Raw genomic sequence first — 19,344 nt, forward strand, 5'->3', positions numbered from 1 at the left:
GTGGCTCTAGGTGGAGTATTACCGGAGAAATATCTCGCACAACTAGACAGTAACAAAATATGAAATTAGATATAAGTAAAGAGGTTTTCTCTCTTTACTTCATTGTATAGACAAAGTTCTAAAAACTTGAGTTTCAGACTGATTGCAAGCGCTTGTCTTTCGAGGCGCGAAGCTTGGTGAGGAGCGGAGTTACCCTGGACGGTAATAAGCACCGCAGACGGGCGAAGCAACGAAGAAAGCGAGCGTTTGTCAACAGTCTGAAGTAAAGAGGTTATCCCTCTTTACTTCTTTTTATTAAAACGGGGTGTTATTTTGAAAGGTATACTTTATATAATAATCGGTTCAGTTTGTTATGGCGTTTTGTCTACCTTTGTAAAATTGGCTTATGATGATGGTTTTATTGTAAATGATGTAGTCGGTATTCAAATGTTTGTTGGAGCTATCTTGTTATGGTCCATCGTACTTATGAATAGAAGTAAATCCACTAAATCAAATAATAAACAATATTTAAAGCCTACAAAGAAGGATGTTTTATTACTCGTTATATTAGGGTCTACTACTGGATTAACAGGGATGTTTTATTATTTGGCTTTGCAATATATTACTGCATCATTAGCAATTGTGCTGTTGTTCCAATTCACTTGGATTGGCGTTTTATTAGAATCAGTCGTCAATCGAAAACTTCCTGAAAAAAGTAAATTGCTCTCATTGATTCCTCTCGTTATCGGCACGATTTTTGCGACAAATGTTTTAACAGATGGTATCGGTTCATTGAATTGGTTTGGAGTTTTATTTGGGGCGTTGTCCGCGTTTTCTTACAGTACTTTTATATTACTTAGCGGTAGAATCGCTTTAAAAGCAAACCCAATAACAAAAACGGCTTTAATGATTACAGGTGGTTTTATAATTTGTACTCTCTTCCTCCCACCTACATTTTTCACAAATTGGCACTTATTTGCAGAAATTTCATTAAAGTACGGACTGATCCTTGGCTTTCTAGGTCCATTTTTCTCTACTTTAATGTTTTCAAAAGGCGTTCCTTTAACAGGTTCAGGTCTTGCCTCTATTTTAGGAGCAGCAGAGTTACCGACAGCTACGTTAATGTCAGCGATTGTATTAAAGGAAACGGTTGGGACTCCACAATATTTTGGTATCTTTTTAATCTTAATCGGTATCGTTTTACCTGAATTCCTTAAAAGAAAGTCACTTCAATCAGCATAAAAATATTTTCTTACATTAAACTTGTTAACATACATTAGGCAATATAAATCTGCTAATACTCCGAATAATTAAATAGATATTCCAAATAATATATTTGATTGCAAGCAAAGCACTAGCAATCAGTCTGAAAATCATTTTTTTGGACTTTGTTTAAAAACAAAGATATTCAATGTAATATCTTTGTTATTTTTTTGGAGGTGTTTTTATGAGAGTAAAAGACGTAATGTCGAGTAATGTTGAATGTTGTTCAAACCAGGATTCTTTACAATCAGTGGCAAGTAAAATGGAAACCTTAAATGTTGGAGCAATTCCAGTTGTTGACAATGGACAAGTAGTTGGAATGATTACAGATCGAGATTTAGCTTTACGTGGTATTAGTCAAGGGGGTAATGCAAATGCTTCCCAAGTAATGTCTAATAATATTGTGACGATTGATTGTAACGCAAGTCTTCAAGAAGCATCAAATTTAATGGCACAGCATCAAATAAGAAGATTACCAGTTGTAGAAAATGGTAACCTCGTTGGAATACTTTCACTTGGTGACTTAGCAGTACAAGAGCAGTCAGATGAAAGTGCTGGCGAAGCATTGTCTCAAATCTCTCAGAACGATATTCAATAACTAGAAAAATGGGACCGCTTTATATGGTATTCGGTCCCATTTTTATTTTTTATTTATTCATTTGTGCTAGAAAATCTCCGAGTAGACTATCCATATCTTCCTCTTCAATTTCTTCTTTTGCTGCAGAGATTTCGCTTTTGCTTGCAGCTTCCCAATCAAAGTTATCTAAATCATCATCACGGTCAGCTTTTCTTTCAACATTATCTAATTTCGTTACAACCAGTTCACTAGTACGAATATTTGATTGAACGGGTTCCAATTCTGGCTCTAGCTCATTCATTTCTTCTTGAAGATATAGAGCTTCTTCAATTGCTAGACTATTACTATTTAGCGATGTAATAAGAGAAGCAGTACGAATTGGGTTAGATAATAGTTGGTACACAATACTACCTAATAGTGCCTCAGAATGCTCATGTTTTAACCAATCTCTTTGAGCTTTATCTAGACTTTTCGGTAGTGGAATTGTTATTGTTTGCCTTTGCTTTGATAATGAGTCATTAACTCCGCTTATTACGTACTCAGCAATCTTACTTGAAAAATTTCGTCTTTCGCTTTGTTTAAGCTGCTGCAAATGTTTCATTATTTGATCAGGCGTATCAGAAGGGATACGAAATGTAATAGGTTGTCCCCTCGTCAATTCTTTTTCCTGCATGGAATCACCTTATTTTGCTTTAGACATTTTTTGTTCTTCTTTTTCAGTGTGTTGTGTTTCTCTTCTAGATTCTCTTACTCTTTTTATTTCATAATCAGCGATTAGCTTATAATAAGCATTCGCCATCATCCAGATACTTTCCTTCTCATCCTCAAAGAAATCAATATTATAACCATCTAGGTTATTATTAAGTGTTTTAAGATACTCTTTTAAGATTAGCGATCCTCCACCAATGAAATAACATATTTCAGTTTGTGAGTTCTTCTGCCAAATATTTCTTAAATGACGATATTGTTTTTTTGCTAATTCTAATAGAATTCGGTCTACAATATCATGAACGCTTGTCCGACTACCCTTAACCATTATATGATTTCGATCACTTTTCTTAGTAATGATCTCTACAACGTCTCTTCGGCTATCAAGTTCAACTCCATGTCTTGAACGAATCTCTTCACGAATTGCCTCAAGGGACTCCGCAACGCCAAGATTAAAACCTTGAGCCTTATCGTCATCTACTTTTCGATTTCTAATGACTGCAATATCAGTTGATAACCCTCCGATGTCTTGAATAAGGATTTTTTTATCTATCAGGTCTTTATTAATTATGTTTAAATGATTGTCCATAACTAAGTTAATAAAAGCTGCAAATCCTTCGGGATAGACTTTAACTTCTTCAAACTTAATATTAACTTTTAATCCTTGATGTCTTGGTGTTACTAAAAACTCTACTTGGTGAACTGAGCCTAGTAATCTAGAACGATAACCAACGTCCTTTCCTTCCTTTACTTCTCTAAGCGGAAGACCAGTTCCTAATACGTATGTTGCCTCAATTACATTATTAGAGTTCTTTACAATCTGTTTATTATCTTCTCTAGCTGCATCTAACGCTAAAGCTGCAAATAACATAATAAGTGTTTGATCCTCTTCAGACTTATTACTCCCAGGATCTAGTTCTGTTGCATTACCGCTTTTAGTTGCTAAATTTCCTACACGATAAACAGTATTATTCTCTTTTAAGGTTGGCGAGTGAACGCGAATATGTATTCCATCAACTGGATCTTGGTTGTCTAATTCTTCTATCCCAATGATTGGACGATCTTCTGTATCCCTTGCAATAATATTAGGAATATTAATCTCTGATTCCATCTTCCCAAAAATCCCTTTGAGTGAATCGTTTCCTACATCAATAGCAGCTATACGAGCATTTACCACTTTAATCATCCCTTTCGCTAATAGGTTTACATATTAATAGATAATTCTGATATTAGATTATCTAACTTTAGCCATCCGGTCAATGTCCCATGCTGAACTATTATAAAAATGTAACTGAATTGTCATCTTGTATACAAAATTGTAAACACATAAAAATTTGTATACTTTTCTGTATACATGTGTACAAAAATGTATACAAATGTTTACAAAAGCGTGTACTTGTATACAAAAGTGTATACATCCCCTTTTTTATTCTAGAATTAAATTCAGAACAACTGACTCCTACCTGTGGATTATAAGTTTACGTTTTTGTGTACAAGTATACTTTATCGTATACAATTGTTTACAAAATGTATTCTTGTGTACAAATATGTGTACAACGCACCTTTGAACGGTTTCCTATAAAAATAAAAAAACAGGTAGATGGCTTCTACCTGTCAATATGTGTATAAGTCCACCTTATTAAAATATCCACATGTGGATTACTTATTTTTTATTATGACTAACTAACTCTTGAATAGGATTATTTTCAATGATTATTATATATGAATCCTGTAGCTTATTGTAATCCTCTTCAGACATAAGCTTTAAATTTAATAGGTCCTCCTTTGTTGTAAATTTTGGGTATGACCTTCTCCGTAATGGTCCAAATCCTTTTAGATTATAAAATTTTCAATCTAAAAGTCCAAAATAAAAAACGATCCACAAAAGGATTGTAAATAAAATAAAAAAACGTATGTCATGATTTGTCATTTTAAAATAGGATTTTACTATATTTATATATCGCCCGAAAGTCCAATATTAAACGCCAAAACCGCATAATTACCTCTTGTCCAACCTGTGCCCAACAAATTCTTTGATTCCAAATTCCTTTTAATGTTTCTTGTACTAACATCCAGCAAAGTGCACGAGGTTCATAGCGAATATCCCAAAATCTTTCTTGTAGCTTCCACGATACTGCGATATCTTCTGTAATCATGTCGCAGTTCCATAATCCTACATCTACAAGTGCTTTTTTCGAAATGCAACTTACTTCGCCTGATACAGTCATAATTTTACCAAGCATTCTTTTGGTTCTTTTTATAGCCCCAATAGATAGAAGAATATTCCACTATCTGTAATCTACTCAGTAGCATATCACGATTTCGAATTCTTGGATTTCCTGTTACGGCACCGAGTCTTTCCCCACTATGTAGAAAATTTACTTCTTTTCCTTTTTCTCGGTATCGGAAAAATAGACTGGATCCTGCCACCCAAAATAAAGACATAACCAATGGATACCAAAATACAAATTCCGACAAAAGACTTATAAATTTGTTTAATTTTAATCACCTAATTTACTAAATTCAAAAATGTAACTTCCATATAAAAGCTAGTATCAGCAAATACAAATAAATTAATAGTGTTTTTCTAACCTATATATGTAATTTTTTACTTTCTTACAAAAGTTTTTGTTCTTTTAACATGAAACGATTATAATGGGAATTATGATTGTACTTCTCTAGTACAATTTAATAGGTAGAAAATTTAATAAAAAAATCCATAAGCTTTATTGCTTATGGTAGAGGTCGCAAACTCCCCTCTACAAAAAAATAAGGCGAAAAACAATATTTGTCGTATTGTTTTTATTTTTGTTATTCGGGATGCCCTCTTCTTTTTAATCATGTAAAGGAGAGAAGAAATATGAAAAATGAAAAAGCAATCGTTGTATTTAGCGGTGGCCAAGACAGTACTACTTGTTTATTCTGGGCTATGCAACAATTTGGCGAAGTTGAGGCTGTTACGTTTAATTACAATCAGCGCCATAAACTAGAATTAGATGTAGCTGCAGATATTTGTAAGGAATTAAATATTCCTCACCATATCCTTGATATGTCCTTGTTAAATCAGCTTGCACCAAATGCTTTAACAAGATCAGATATTGATATAACTCACGAAGAAGGCGAACTTCCTTCTACATTCGTCGATGGACGTAACTTATTATTCCTATCTTTTGCAGCAGTGCTCGCTAAACAAAAAGGAGCAAAACACATTATTACTGGTGTTTGTGAGACTGATTTTAGCGGATACCCTGACTGCCGAGATATCTTTGTTAAATCATTAAATGTAACTCTTAATCTATCAATGGATTATCCATTTGTTATTCATACTCCTCTTATGTGGATTGATAAAGCTGACACATGGAAATTAGCTGATGAATTAGGCGCATTTGAATACGTAAAAAATAAAACTTTAACTTGCTATAACGGCATTATTTCTGATGGTTGCGGAGAATGTCCAGCATGTGAGCTTCGTCAGGCTGGTTTAGATCGTTACCTACAAACGAAGGGAGCCACAAAGCATGTTTGATTTTCGCATCGTAGAAAGACTTCATAAAATTGATGAGCATATAAAAAAAGAAGACTTAAAATATCACCATAAACGAGTTCTCGTTAATAAAGAATTTACCTTTGATGCTGCACATCACTTACACTGCTATGAGGGTAAATGTAAGAATTTACATGGTCACACTTATAAAGTTATTTTTGGAATCAGTGGTTTTGTTGATGAGATTGGCTTAGTAATCGATTTTGGTGATATAAAGCAGATTTGGAAAGAAAAAATTGAAATCTATTTAGATCATCGTTATTTAAATGAGATGCTACCTCTAATGAATACAACAGCTGAAAATATGGTTGTTTGGATTTATGAGCAAATGGAAAATGCACTAAAAGATCATACAAATCCTGTGCAAGATATTCGAGTAGAGTTTGTTCGATTATTTGAAACACCTACTTGCTATGCAGAAGCTCGTAGGGAGTGGATGATCAATGAGTAAAATTCCTGTACTTGAAATATTTGGACCTACTGTACAAGGTGAAGGTATGGCAATCGGTCAAAAAACGATGTTTATTCGTACTGCGGGTTGCGATTATTCTTGTAGTTGGTGCGATTCCTCATTCACATGGGATGGTAGTGAAAAAGAAAATATAAAATGGATGACCGCAGAAGAAGTTTGGGAGAATTTAACCAACTTAGGCGGCGATACATTCTCTCATATTACGATTTCTGGTGGAAACCCTGCACTACTTCCATCTTTAGGCCCTGTAGTTGAGCTTTTAAAGGAAAAGAATATGACATTAGCTCTTGAAACTCAAGGTAGTAAGTGGCAACCATGGTTACCTTCGATTGATGAAGTTACTTTATCGCCTAAACCGCCTAGCAGTGGCATGAATACTGATTTTGATATGCTAGGAAGCATCATTCAAAATTTAGAAAATCATCCAAAGTTTTGCTTAAAAGTTGTTATTTTTGATGAAAAAGATTTAGCTTATGCGGAAGCTGTTCATCAAAAATTCCCACATGTTCCGTTCTTTTTACAAGTCGGAAATAGTTGGCTAAATGCGGATGATAGCACTTTATTACAATACATGTTAAATCGTTACGAATGGCTTATAGATGAAGCAATGAAATCAAAAGTATTTAAAAATGTAAAAGTTTTACCTCAATTACATGCATTTGTTTGGGGAAATAAGAGAGGAGTTTAACCAAAATGGTAGGAAGATCAAAAGGTTCACTAGAAGATGTATCATTACTTGGCAGCAACAACACAAAATATTTATTTGAATACGATCCAGGAATATTAGAAACATTTGATAATACTCACCCAGATCGTGATTATTTCGTAAAATTTAATTTCCCTGAATTCACTTCACTTTGTCCAAAAACTGGCCAACCTGATTTTGCGACAATTTATATAAGCTATATTCCTGAGAAAAAAATGGTTGAAAGTAAATCATTAAAATTATACTTCTTTAGCTTCCGTAATCATGGTGACTTCCATGAGGATTGCATGAATATTATTATGGATGATCTAATCGAATTAATGGATCCTCGTTATATTGAGGTCTGGGGGAAATTCACTCCACGTGGGGGAATTTCAATCGACCCATATTGTAACTATGGTCGTCCAGGTACTAAATACGAAAAAATGGCTGAACATCGTATGATGAACCATGATTTATATCCTGAGAAGATTGATAATCGATAAGAACTAAAAGTGCACTGTTTAAAATACAGTGTACTTTTTTTAATCAGGCAAATACTATATTCGTTTATGGCACTTAACTTGTTTTTATTTTACAATTAATGGAAAGTAAATAAAAAGTGTGGTGAAATCATTTGTTTAAACTATTACTCATTGAAGATGATTCTTCTCTATTCACTGAGATTAAAGATCGCTTATCTGGATGGTCCTATGAGGTATTTGGAATAAAAGATTTTAGTAAGGTAATTCAAGAGTTTACAGAAATAAAACCTGATTTAGTCATCATTGATATACAACTTCCAAAATACGATGGTTTCCATTGGTGCCGCATGATTCGTTCCCATTCAAATGTACCAATTATCTTTCTATCTTCAAGGGATCACCCCTCGGATATGGTCATGTCGATGCAGCTTGGAGCAGATGATTTTATACAAAAGCCATTCCATTTTGATGTACTAATTGCGAAAATCCAGGCTACTCTTAGACGCGTATATAATTACAATACCGAAAAAATTACTCTTAAAACTTGGTGTGGTGCAACGGTCGACTATGAAAAAAATAATGTATCGAATGAAACTGGTACAATTGAACTGACAAAGAATGAGATCTATATTTTAAAATTGCTAATTGAACAAAAAAATAAAATCGTAAGTCGTGAGGAATTAATAAATGCCCTTTGGGATGACAAGCGATTTATTAGTGATAACACTTTAACAGTAAACGTAAACCGATTGCGTAAAAGACTAGATGAAATAGGATTAGGACAATTTATTGAAACAAAAGTTGGTCAAGGATATATTGCTTTAGAAGAGGGGATCTAATGTTTAAAACATTTCTAATAGAGCGATTTAGTTGGATTCTTTTTTTTCTATTAACACAAGTACTCGTTGTATTTGTATCATTTATTGATTCGTCAATTCCTTTAAAATCACTACTTTACATTGTCTTTCTATCACTATTATTGTTTATCATTTTTTTAGTTATTCGATATCCTAAAGAAATAAAATTTTATAAGAGTCTTGTTGAACGTGAAGATAACCTTGATTTGACGGGGATTGAAGAACCAAATAGTCCATTTGAAGAAATTGTTGAAAACAGCTTAACGAATCAAACAAGCTTATTGAAAAAAATAGCGATTCAGAATCAAACTTATTTAGAGCAAGAAAAAGATGAGCTCCTATCATGGATTCATGAAGTAAAAACACCTCTAACAGCAATGCACTTAATGATTGATCGTATGAAGGATGAAAAGTTGAAATCAAATTTAACATATGAATGGCTTCGTATTCACCTATTACTAGATCAACAGCTTCACCAAAAAAGAATACCTTTTATTGAAAATGATCTTTATATCGAAAAAATTCAGCTTGAAGATGTCATTTATCCAGAGATTAAAACTTTGCAATCATGGTGTATACATAAAGGGATTGGATTTGATATTGAATTAGAGGAGTTAGAAGTATTCAGTGATGCTAAATGGCTATCATATATACTACGACAGCTATTAACAAATGCCGTGAAATATAGTCCATCCTCAGACATTCGGATTATAAGCAAGCAAGAAAATGAGCAAGTCATTCTTCAAATTGAAGATTTTGGTCGTGGTATTCATTCAAAAGATTTGCCACGTATTTTCGAAAAAGGATTTACTTCTACGATCCAACATCAAGACAATGCCTCTACAGGGATGGGGTTATATTTAGCAAAGAAGGCTGCTCAGTCCCTACATATTACTTTCCAGGTAAAATCTGAGTTAGATAAAGGTTCAATTTTCACACTAACCTTCCCTAAACGAAATGAATTTGTAAAAATAACAAGCATGTGACAAAATTGTCACATGCTTTTGTTTATTGTTCGGTTAATCAAAGGAAACGGTCTTGGTAACCATTTATACTAACTTTATCGAATGAAAATAAAGGAGTGTATGAATTGAATATTTTAGAAGCAAATAAAATTCATAAAAGTTACGGAAATAAATTTAATAAACAAGAAGTGTTAAGTGGCATTAATATAAACATTGAAAAAGGTGAATTCGTTAGTATCATGGGTCCATCTGGATCTGGTAAAACAACTTTACTAAACGTACTTTCCTCGATTGATAAGATTAATAGTGGAACGATTGCAATTGAAGGTAAGGATATAACGGATATGAGAGAAAAACAATTAGCAGAATTTCGTAAATACTATTTAGGCTTTATTTTCCAAGAATATAACTTACTAGACACATTAACTGTAAAAGAAAATATACTTCTACCTTTATCAATAACAAAAACATCACCGAGTGAAGCTAATCAAAAGTTTGATGTAATTGCTAAAGAGCTAGGTATTTATGAATTAAAAGATAAGTATCCTAACGAAATCTCCGGGGGACAAAAACAGCGTACTTCGGCTGCTAGAGCATTTATTCATGAACCTAGTATTATTTTCGCAGATGAACCTACAGGCGCACTGGATTCAAAATCTGCTTCAGATTTATTAAATAAACTAAGTGAACTAAATGAGAAAAGAAATGCAACAATTGTAATGGTTACACATGACCCAGTAGCAGCAAGCTTTTGCAATCGTGTTGTCTTTATTAAAGATGGACAAATCTATTCACAACTACACAAAGGCGATGAAACAAGACAGAATTTCTTTAAAGATATCATGAAAACCCAAGGTGTATTAGGTGGTGTTCACCATGAGCATTAATCATTTGATATTCCGAAATTTAAAAAAGAATTTAAAAAACTATTATCTATATGTTTTTGCATTAATTTTTAGTGCTGCATTATACTTCTCATTTGTTACATTGCAGTATGACCCATCAATGGAAGCGACAAAGGGTTCAATCAAAGGAGCAGCAGCAATTCGCTCAGCGTCGATTTTACTTGTCGCAATCGTTTCGATTTTCCTTTTATATGCCAATATGATTTTTATAAAAAGAAGAAGTAAAGAAATTGGTTTGTTTCAATTAATTGGAATGACTAAAAACAGGATTTTCGGTATTTTAACTGTTGAAAATTGTATGCTATATTTTAGTTCATTGGTTCTAGGGATTTTAGTAGGTTTTTCAATTTCAAGGCTGATCATTATGATTTTATATAAAATTGTCGGAGTTAAAGCGATTGCAACTTTACATTTTTCTTCACAAGCATTAGTGCAAACATTAATTGTCTTTATCGTAATTTACGCTTTTATTATGTTAATGAATTATGTTTTTATTAAAAGACAAACTATTTTATCTTTGTTCCGAGTAGTCTCATCGACTGAAGGAAAGCTTAAAAAAATGTCTATTTTCGAGATTTCTATTGGAATTTTAGGTATTTTATTAATAATCTCAGGTTATTTTCTATCATCAAAATTATTTGATGGTGATTTTACTACTATGACTGAACTATTTTCGGTAATGATCTATATTTTAGCGTCAGTCATTATCGGAACTTATTTAGTGTATAAAAGTTCTGTTCGTTTTATTTTAAATATCGTTCGTAAAAAGAAAAATGGCTATTTAAATATTAATGATGTCCTATCTTTATCTTCAATTATGTTTAGAATGAAGTCTAATGCCTTGCTACTTACAATTATTACAACTGTTTCAGCGCTAGCGATTGGCTTATTATCTTTAAGCTATATATCTTATTATTCTGCAGAAAAAACTGCAGAGAGCCATGTCCCTGCTAACTTTTTCTTAAATAACAAGAAGGATTTACAAAGTTTCACAACTGGGCTAAATGAAAATGGTATTAAATATACAGAAAAACATACAGAGGTTATTCAAGTTAATGCAAATATCAAGAATATACTAGATACAGAGTTAAAAGGCATGATGAAGGATGCTGACAAATTCCCACTAGCGGTCGTAAGCGAAAAGTCAGTTAAAGTAAACCTTGCTTCAAATGAAGCCTTATTTACTGGATATGATGATCTGCTTCAAAAATTTATGACATTAAAGGATTCAGGGCATATTGAATTAACTAGCAGCCAGAAAAAATTCAACCTGAACTATTTAGGATTAAAACGTGAAAAGATTATACCTTCCTACTTTACAAATGGAGGATTTCCTACTGTTATTGTAGACGATCAAGTATTTAAAACATTAAAACAGAATCTGGATTCATCAATTCAAAAAGATTCAACTGTCTACAATGGGATTAATATAATTGATGAAAAACAAATTGAAAAAGCAAATAATATCTATATCGACCATCAATTTGATAAGAATTATCCTAATGCTTCTCGACTTGAAATCGTTAAAAGTCAGAAAGCAAATATGGGCCTTATTATGTTCATCGTTGGATTTTTAGGACTAACGTTCTTAATGACATCTGGATGCATTTTATACTTTAAACAAATGGATGAAAGTGTTGACGAAAAACCAAACTATACTATTTTACGTAAACTAGGTTTCTCCCGTAGAGACTTATTAAGAGGTATTCGTTCTAAGCAATTGTTTAATTTCGGTATCCCATTAGTAGTCGGACTAGTTCATAGTTATTTTGCTGTCCAATCTGGATGGTTCTTATTCGGTACTGAAGTCTGGACACCAATGATTATCGTCATGGTTTTATATGCTGTTTTATACTCGGTATTTGGACTTTTATCCGTTCTTTATTATAAAAAGGTAATTAAAGAAGCTCTTTAGACTAGCACTACTACCTAATAAATAATAGAAGCTCGAACGTGAGCTTCTATTATTTTTTTACTTATTTTGATTTATAATAGCCTTAAACATACTACGTTTAAAGGTGGATTGGGATGACTAAAACCATTGTTGAAAAGCTAAACTTAAAAAAATATAAAAAAGCTACTGTTTTAAATCAACCAAGTGATGCAAATTATTTTGCAGATCTACCACATTTTGATACGGATCTACAAAACCATCCTTACGACCTGATATTTGCTTTTGTACTTGATATGGATTCGCTAAAAGAGCTAATCACAAAGATTATCCAGAATCATTATTTAGATAAAAATGGCTATTTTTTTATTGCCTATCCTAAAAAAGGAAACAAAGTATATCCGACTTATATTCATCGTGATGATTTATTTGAAGGATTAGGTGCGGATGAGAGCGGCTATATTGGTTCAAGTACAATGAAATTTGCTCGAATGGTTGGATTAGATGACGTCTTTACAGTTGTTGGATTAAAAGACGAATCAAAAACAAAAGCTGCGAATTCATCGAAAGCGAGTCAATGTGTAGATGATTATATCGATATGATTCCAAATGTTGAAAAGGATTTAGAAGATTCTCCTGAATTACTTACGATCTATCAATCTCTAACTCCTGGGTATCGTAAAGATTGGGCACGACACGTCTATAGCGCTAAGCAAGAAGTAACGAAAGCTAAAAGACGTGAAGAAATGAAAATGGTCTTAGGTGCTGGATACAAAACGCTGGATTTATATCGTAAAGATAAAAAATAGAAGCCAAAAATCCACAAGATTATTTACTTGTGGATTTTGTTCACTTATTAAACTTTTTAGATGTACAGCCTGTCTGTTTATATGTTTCAACAACAACGAGTAACTTTACCACCTTTAGCATTAAAGCGTGACTCTTGCGCTTCGATAAAGAACTCTTTTCTAGATTGAATTGGTTGATCAGGATGGTGTGTTTTCATATGTTCAACGTATTTTTCATAGCTTGGTACACCTACTAATAAACTAATAAACTGTTTATAATATTTTTTGAACTCCTTCACTTTATAGTGCATAATTTTTCGGTTCACTTTCTTCGCGTTTAATGTACGGAGTTTCATGTAATTTTATCGGTTTATTAGACAATATATTTATCCAATTTCGAATCGAAGCAATTAGAACTAAAAGCACAATCACCATAAACAATCCACAAATTGTTGCGTCAATATAGTCATTTAAAATAATTTGGTTCATTTGTGCTTTACTAGCTGCTGGTGCGAGGATTTTGCCAGCATCTAAACCATCTTTAAAAACTTTAGCATGCGCTAAAAACCCTATTTTTGGTAACGCATGAAATAGTTTTTGCCAACCGGCAGTCATTGTGACGATTAATATCCAGATTGTTGGCACTAATGTAATCCATGCATATGCCTTTTTCCCCATTTTAAGCAGGATAGTTGTGCCTAGCAATAATGCAATAGCTGCAAGCATTTGATTTGCGATACCAAATAATGGCCATAAAGTATTAATCCCTCCAAGTGGATCAATAACTCCTTGATAAAGGAAATAGCCCCAGCCGAAAACGCAAATAGCAGTCGCAATTAAATTTGCAGGAAGTGAATCTGTCTTTCCAAATGGCTTATACACATTACCTAAAATATCCTGCGTCATATAACGTCCAATCCTAGTTCCAGCATCAATTGTAGTTAATATAAATAACGCCTCAAATAGAATAGCAAAATGATACCAAAAAGCCATCAATGCCTTACCACCAATTACTTTAGAGAAAAGTGCCGCCATGCCGATTGCTAAAGTTGGTGCCCCACCAGTACGAGAAAGAATTGTTTGTTCCCCTACATCTTTGGCTAGCGTAGTCAAATCATTTGGAGCTATTGTAAAGCCCCAGCTAGAAACTACTTGAGCCACTTGGTTTACGTCAGTTCCAATTATGGCAGGTGGGCTATTTATAGCAAAATATGCTCCTGGAGTTAATAAACAAGCGGCAATCATAGCCATAACAGCTACAAAAGACTCCGTTAACATAGCACCATAACCAATTACACGTGCATGCGTTTCACGCTCAATCATTTTAGGGGTAGTGCCCGAAGCAACTAATGAATGGAACCCAGAAACAGATCCACAAGCGATTGTTATAAATAAAAATGGAAATAGATTTCCGGCAAATACTGGTCCTGTTCCGTTAATAAACTTTGTAACGGCCGGCATTTGTAAATCCGGTGCGACAATAATAATGCCAATTGCTAAAGCTAAAATCGTACCAACCTTTAAAAATGTGCTTAAATAATCACGTGGAGCTAATAATAGCCAAACTGGAAGTACTGATGCAATAAACCCATAACCAATTAACATAAGAGCAATTGTTTCTCCCTTAAACGTAAACATTGCCGCTAATGTTGGGCTTTCTGCTACATATTGTCCTGCAAATAAAGAAAGTAGTAATAAAATTACACCAATAAAAGATCCTTCTCCTACTCGACCTGGACGTATGTATCGCATATAAATACCCATGAAAATCGCGATTGGAATAGTTGCTGCAATCGTAAACATTCCCCACGGACTTCCTGCAAGTGCTTTAACTACAACAAGTGCTAATACAGCTAATAAAATAACCATAATGCCTAATATACCAATTAACGCAATGACCCCTGTTATAGGACCTATCTCTTCTTTAATCATTTCTCCTAGCGATTTACCATTTCTACGTGTCGAAGCAGCTAATATGACAAAATCCTGTACTGCCCCTGCAAATACAACTCCTACTATAATCCAAATCGTTCCGGGTAAATAACCCATTTGCGCAGCTAAAATTGGGCCAACCAGTGGGCCAGCCCCTGCGATTGCTGCAAAGTGATGACCAAATAGTACCCACTTATTCGTTGGTACAAAGTCTTTCCCATCGTTATTAATTTCAGCAGGTGTTTTACGATCTTCGTCCAGTTTAAATACTTTTTCTGCAATAAACTTACTATAAAATCGATAAGCCACTGCATACGTACAAACTGCCGCTGTGAGGAGCCAAATTGCATTTATTGTTTCCCCTCTTTTTAAAGCTAATACAGAAAAACAGAAAGCTCCAAGTATTGAAATTAATCCCCAAACTACTATTGATTTTAAAGATTTCACAACCAAGTTACCTCCTTTTTCATTTATAAAAGAAAGTATATCATCAATTCAGAATTTTTTGTCAATTAATGGTAAAAAAAGTATAATAACGACATTTATACTGTTTTTCAACTGATTTTTCTTCATAAAAGTAGACGAAAGTTGTATTGAATTTACTTAATTAAAGAATTTCAAGGGAAAATAAAACTTTAGATATCGCAACATTTGAACTAATCATTTTTAAACAAAAGAAAACCATCCTAAGTATTAAAAGCTAAGAATGGTTTTCCTTCATATTCATTAAGTTATTTTACATGTTGTATAAAATTAATGTCGATCAGTTCATTAAGCCTTTGTAGTTCTTTTTCTCCTAGTAACATTTTCCCTTCGTTTAAGGATACTAGAGCACTCTCAATTAAATATTTTCGCGGTGTTTTTGACTGCAACAATTCGTTTTGTAAAAAATCTAGTAATTCATTGTACTTTTGTTGTTCATTACTATTTAATGCTGATTTTTTCATTGTACAAATAATACTACTAAGCTTTTGTTGAAGATTTTCTTCGGTCTTTCTTACTGGTAACCATCTATCTAATAGTTCCAAATTGAATAATTGCTCACCAGATTCCTCAACATCCTCAACAATCTTAATGATACGTTTTACACTATATCGGACAACTTGATCCATACTAATATTCATATCTTTTGCGAGGTCATAGTATCTCACATTATGATGAATAATTCCTAAAAACATAATGGCACTATCTAATAAAAAATCTTTCTTCTCGCTACCAAAAATGTCTAAGAAACGAGTATACACCCAATTTAATGTCTTAAAATTACCTTCTCTTATGAACTGTTTAATATCTAAGTCATTTATATAAATTACTTCCTCAAATAGAGAAATCAATTTATTATCTCTATTTGCCTCCATTAACAAAGTTATTTGTTTAATGAAAATTTCAATATTTGAAGGGCTCTGTCCGATCAACAACTCATTTCTTTCATGTTCAAGTTTTTTATAAATCATATTAAATAATGCGACTACTAAATCACTTTTAGACGAAAAATAATTATAAAATGTACCTTTAGAAATACCACTATATTCTAATATGTCTTGAATAGATGTTGCTTGAAATCCTTTTTCAATAAACAATTCATGAGCTATTTTTACAACATGCTGTTTACGATCATTCATATAATCACCTTGGTTTTAGTTAATTACTGCTTAAAAAACATAGTACATTATTTTAACATTTTTAACTAGTAAATATCTGTTTAGATTATTAAAGATTTCTAATGGTTATTATAATTGCATCTAATGATTGAATGGTATATCATATTATCTTATATAGAAGATGGAAACACAGTTCAAAAAATTGAACTAGATGTACAAAGGAGGGGAAATCATGGATCATTCCATGAATAAATCAGTTAGTCCACCATATGGAATTATTACAATCCTAATGATTGGGGCTTTTATTGCTTTCTTAAACAATACTTTACTTAATATTGCTTTACCTTCCATTATGAAGGATTTGGACGTTGAACCTTCGACTGTTCAATGGCTTTCTACTGGATATATGTTAGTTAATGGAATTCTAATTCCGACTACTGCTTTTTTAATTCAAAAATATTCTGTTAGACATTTATTTTTAACCGCACTACTTTTATTTAATATCGGTACTTTAACTGCAGGATTTGCACATGTATTTTCTTTATTATTAGCGGGCCGTATGATTCAAGCTTCCGGTTCGGCTATTTTAATGCCATTATTAATGAATGTTATGCTAACTAGCTTCCCTGTTGAAAAACGAGGAACTGCAATGGGCTTCTTTGGTTTAGTAATGATGGGTGCACCAGCAATCGGACCAACTTTATCAGGTTGGATTATTGAACATTATGACTGGAGAATGCTTTTCCATGTTGTTTCACCGATTGCATTTACGATTTTAATTATTGGCTTTTTCTTACTTAAAGATAAAAAAGAGAAATCAAATAGTACGATCGACCTTTTCTCTGTTCTTTTATCAAGTTTAGGTTTTGGTGGATTATTGTACGGTTTTAGTACTGCAGGAACAAAAGGATGGGAAAGTCCAGAAGCTTACGTTACTTTAATTGTAGGGATTATTTCATTAGTACTCTTTATCTTACGTCAATTAAAACTTGATACGCCAATGCTTAACTTTAGAATTTATCGTTACCCTATGTTTGCTTTATCATCAGCGATTTCAATTGTCGTTACAATGGCTATGTTCTCAGCCATGATGCTTTTACCGATTTACACTCAAACGCTTAGAGGCATTAAACCTTTTGATGCAGGCTTAATGCTGTTACCAGGTGCTTTATTAATGGCAATTATGTCGCCAATTACGGGTAAATTATTTGATAAAATTGGCGGAAGAATACTTGCTGTAACTGGTTTAGCAATTATGACTGTTACTACTTATTTTTTAAGTAAATTAACAATGGATACAACCTATACACATATTATTATTTTATACTCATTACGTATGTTCGGTATGTCGATGGTAATGATGCCAGTATCGACAAATGGTTTAAATCAATTACCAAAACGATTCTATCCACATGGTACTGCGATGAATAATACTTTACAGCAAGTATCCGGTGCGATTGGTACTGCTTTACTCGTAACAGTAATGTCTAATCGTACAGAATCAAAAGCTAAAGAGCTTGCTGCTGAAGCAATGAAGCATGTGACTAGTAAACCTACCCCTGAAATGCTTGCTCAAATTAAGCAAGAGATCACAATGAAGGCAATGTTAGAGGGAATTAATTTCTCATTTTATGTGACAGTATTCGTTGCCGCAGTAGCACTAGTTCTTGCATTCTTTATCAAACGTTCAACACCTGCAGAAGAACCTGTAGTGAAAGAAAATACTAATACTAGTTCTAACTTTAAGAAAAAGTTAGCAGAGAATTAATAAAGTAAGTTTAAGACTAAAAAAGTTCAACCAAATTGGTTGAACTTTTTTTATTAGTATTTATAAATAAAATAATCAAAATCCGCATGTAGCCCTTGACCAGTCGTATCCTGACATTGCATTCCAACGAATGCACCTGTAAAGAATCCCCCGCCTTGAATGTAATCATCAGACAGTTTATATGAATAAAGTGCTACAGGTATTTCTGTCCATTCCTCTCCATCAAATGAGTAAGAGTACTTGTAAACATTCGTTTTCACATCTACTCGAAGATACACATATTCAACGTGTTCTGGAATAATCATTTCGTTGCCTTGAAGAGGTTGATCGAACTTAAAATTATCACATGTTACTAATTCAAGAATTCTACCCTTTTCTTCATTCCATGTGATTTGACATGAAGTCCAGTTTTGAGTATTGTAATAATTTACTAAACCAGCTGATTGATGGAATGACTTTGGATTAAAGGCTACTTTTGTTTCTGCAGTAAAGTTAAAATGTTGCCAGCGTCTTGCTATAAATGACTGAGTAAATTTAGATGTTAGGGATTTCTCTTCCGTAAAGTCGTAGATGTGCTGGATTGTCTTTTAGTGAAACGATATTCTCTCCTAACGGAATTCTCAAGTTTTGAAAATGAGGGTTTAAGATTTCTGAGTTAAAGTCATCCATCTCAGGGTAATCACTTTCCCATTTTACTTCATCTATTTTTGGACCCTCTATTTCAAGTGAAGGACTATTCCCATCTACAACATACGGCCAATCATTTTTCCACTCAAGCCTTTGAATAGCAGTTTCTCTTCCTAATGGACAGAAACCTCTTGGGTCTAACAACGGTTGACCTTCTCTTGGTAAGGGTCTTCCTGTTAAATGCACAAGGAACCATTCATCTGTATTTTACTTTTCAATTACCCCCTACCCCGTATT

At 33.2% G+C, this 19,344-nt stretch carries 18 protein-coding genes and 1 pseudogene; 12 read left to right on the plus strand and 7 right to left on the minus strand.

Translation table 11 applies throughout. The features are described 5' to 3' along the window. The first annotated feature begins 312 nt into the window (after nucleotides 1-312). The gene (locus MY490_RS21640) at nucleotides 313-1,221 is read left to right on the plus strand and encodes an EamA family transporter (RefSeq protein ID WP_248267480.1); all 909 of its coding nucleotides are present in this window, start codon (nucleotides 313-315) and stop codon (nucleotides 1,219-1,221) included. 205 nt (nucleotides 1,222-1,426) lie between these two features. Next, a complete protein-coding gene (locus tag MY490_RS21645) occupies nucleotides 1,427-1,840 on the plus strand; it encodes a CBS domain-containing protein (protein WP_248267481.1) in 414 nt (137 codons plus the stop codon). Nucleotides 1,841-1,889: 49 nt separating this feature from the next. On the opposite strand, the gene MY490_RS21650 is transcribed toward MY490_RS21645, so the two are convergent. The 3 genes from MY490_RS21650 to MY490_RS22225 all read right to left on the minus strand — a co-directional run bounded on the left by MY490_RS21650 (nucleotide 1,890) and on the right by MY490_RS22225 (nucleotide 4,770). Further along, nucleotides 1,890-2,492, minus strand: a complete 603-nt coding sequence (locus tag MY490_RS21650; protein WP_248267482.1) for a hypothetical protein — start codon at nucleotides 2,490-2,492, stop codon at nucleotides 1,890-1,892. A 9-nt stretch (nucleotides 2,493-2,501) separates the two neighbouring features. Next, nucleotides 2,502-3,704 carry a ParM/StbA family protein gene (locus MY490_RS21655; protein WP_248267483.1) on the minus strand — a complete coding sequence of 401 codons (1,203 nt, stop codon included), beginning with the start codon at nucleotides 3,702-3,704 and terminating at the stop codon, nucleotides 2,502-2,504. 754 nt (nucleotides 3,705-4,458) lie between these two features. Then, nucleotides 4,459-4,770 carry a glycosyltransferase family 2 protein gene (locus MY490_RS22225; RefSeq protein WP_282439827.1) on the minus strand — a complete coding sequence of 104 codons (312 nt, stop codon included), beginning with the start codon at nucleotides 4,768-4,770 and terminating at the stop codon, nucleotides 4,459-4,461. Between the two features lie 617 nt (nucleotides 4,771-5,387). On the opposite strand from MY490_RS22225, the gene queC reads away from it, so the two are divergent. From queC to MY490_RS21705, 9 genes are all read left to right on the plus strand, one after another. Beyond that, nucleotides 5,388-6,053 (plus strand): 7-cyano-7-deazaguanine synthase QueC, encoded by a 666-nt coding sequence (gene queC / locus MY490_RS21665; protein ID WP_248267484.1) that lies wholly within the window; start codon nucleotides 5,388-5,390, stop codon nucleotides 6,051-6,053. Next, the gene (gene queD / locus MY490_RS21670) at nucleotides 6,046-6,522 is read left to right on the plus strand and encodes a 6-carboxytetrahydropterin synthase QueD (RefSeq protein ID WP_248267485.1); all 477 of its coding nucleotides are present in this window, start codon (nucleotides 6,046-6,048) and stop codon (nucleotides 6,520-6,522) included. The genes queC and queD overlap by 8 nt, the downstream gene beginning before the upstream one ends. Then, on the plus strand, nucleotides 6,515-7,231 hold the full coding sequence (gene queE, locus MY490_RS21675; RefSeq protein ID WP_248267486.1) for a 7-carboxy-7-deazaguanine synthase QueE: 717 nt from the start codon (nucleotides 6,515-6,517) through the stop codon (nucleotides 7,229-7,231). The genes queD and queE overlap by 8 nt, the downstream gene beginning before the upstream one ends. A 5-nt stretch (nucleotides 7,232-7,236) precedes the next feature. Further along, entirely contained in the window at nucleotides 7,237-7,734 is a 498-nt protein-coding gene (gene queF, locus MY490_RS21680; protein ID WP_248267487.1) for a preQ(1) synthase, read from the plus strand. Between the two features lie 131 nt (nucleotides 7,735-7,865). Beyond that, nucleotides 7,866-8,552: a response regulator transcription factor gene (locus MY490_RS21685; protein WP_248267488.1), complete on the plus strand. Its 687-nt coding sequence runs from the start codon at nucleotides 7,866-7,868 to the stop codon at nucleotides 8,550-8,552. Beyond that, nucleotides 8,552-9,556, plus strand: coding sequence for a sensor histidine kinase (locus MY490_RS21690; RefSeq protein ID WP_248267489.1), 1,005 nt, complete (start codon nucleotides 8,552-8,554; stop codon nucleotides 9,554-9,556). Before MY490_RS21685 ends, MY490_RS21690 begins: the two co-directional genes overlap by 1 nt. Nucleotides 9,557-9,660: 104 nt before the next feature. Beyond that, complete coding sequence (locus MY490_RS21695; protein WP_098426301.1) at nucleotides 9,661-10,422, plus strand: ABC transporter ATP-binding protein; 762 nt, start codon at nucleotides 9,661-9,663, stop codon at nucleotides 10,420-10,422. Continuing rightward, the gene (locus tag MY490_RS21700; RefSeq protein ID WP_248267490.1) at nucleotides 10,412-12,355 is read left to right on the plus strand and encodes an FtsX-like permease family protein; all 1,944 of its coding nucleotides are present in this window, start codon (nucleotides 10,412-10,414) and stop codon (nucleotides 12,353-12,355) included. Before MY490_RS21695 ends, MY490_RS21700 begins: the two co-directional genes overlap by 11 nt. Before the next feature lie 113 nt (nucleotides 12,356-12,468). Then, entirely contained in the window at nucleotides 12,469-13,140 is a 672-nt protein-coding gene (locus MY490_RS21705) for a YdeI/OmpD-associated family protein (protein WP_248267491.1), read from the plus strand. 86 nt (nucleotides 13,141-13,226) lie between these two features. On the opposite strand, the gene MY490_RS21710 is transcribed toward MY490_RS21705, so the two are convergent. From MY490_RS21710 to MY490_RS21720, 3 genes are all read right to left on the minus strand, one after another. Beyond that, complete coding sequence (locus tag MY490_RS21710) at nucleotides 13,227-13,430, minus strand: YbdD/YjiX family protein (protein WP_248267492.1); 204 nt, start codon at nucleotides 13,428-13,430, stop codon at nucleotides 13,227-13,229. Then, complete coding sequence (locus MY490_RS21715) at nucleotides 13,420-15,498, minus strand: carbon starvation CstA family protein (protein ID WP_248267493.1); 2,079 nt, start codon at nucleotides 15,496-15,498, stop codon at nucleotides 13,420-13,422. The genes MY490_RS21710 and MY490_RS21715 overlap by 11 nt, the downstream gene beginning before the upstream one ends. Before the next feature lie 284 nt (nucleotides 15,499-15,782). After that, entirely contained in the window at nucleotides 15,783-16,673 is an 891-nt protein-coding gene (locus MY490_RS21720) for a TetR/AcrR family transcriptional regulator (RefSeq protein WP_248267494.1), read from the minus strand. A 211-nt stretch (nucleotides 16,674-16,884) separates the two neighbouring features. Between MY490_RS21720 and MY490_RS21725 the strand changes: the two genes are divergently transcribed. Continuing rightward, nucleotides 16,885-18,420 carry a DHA2 family efflux MFS transporter permease subunit gene (locus MY490_RS21725; protein ID WP_248267495.1) on the plus strand — a complete coding sequence of 512 codons (1,536 nt, stop codon included), beginning with the start codon at nucleotides 16,885-16,887 and terminating at the stop codon, nucleotides 18,418-18,420. Between the two features lie 53 nt (nucleotides 18,421-18,473). Here the strand turns inward: MY490_RS21725 and MY490_RS21730 are convergent. Then, a pseudogene (locus tag MY490_RS21730) lies at nucleotides 18,474-19,314 on the minus strand (DUF1349 domain-containing protein); the annotation flags it as partial. Nucleotides 19,315-19,344: the final 30 nt, after the last annotated feature.

The organism is Gottfriedia acidiceleris (genome assembly GCF_023115465.1).
GTDB lineage: Bacteria > Bacillota > Bacilli > Bacillales > Bacillaceae_G > Gottfriedia > Gottfriedia acidiceleris_B.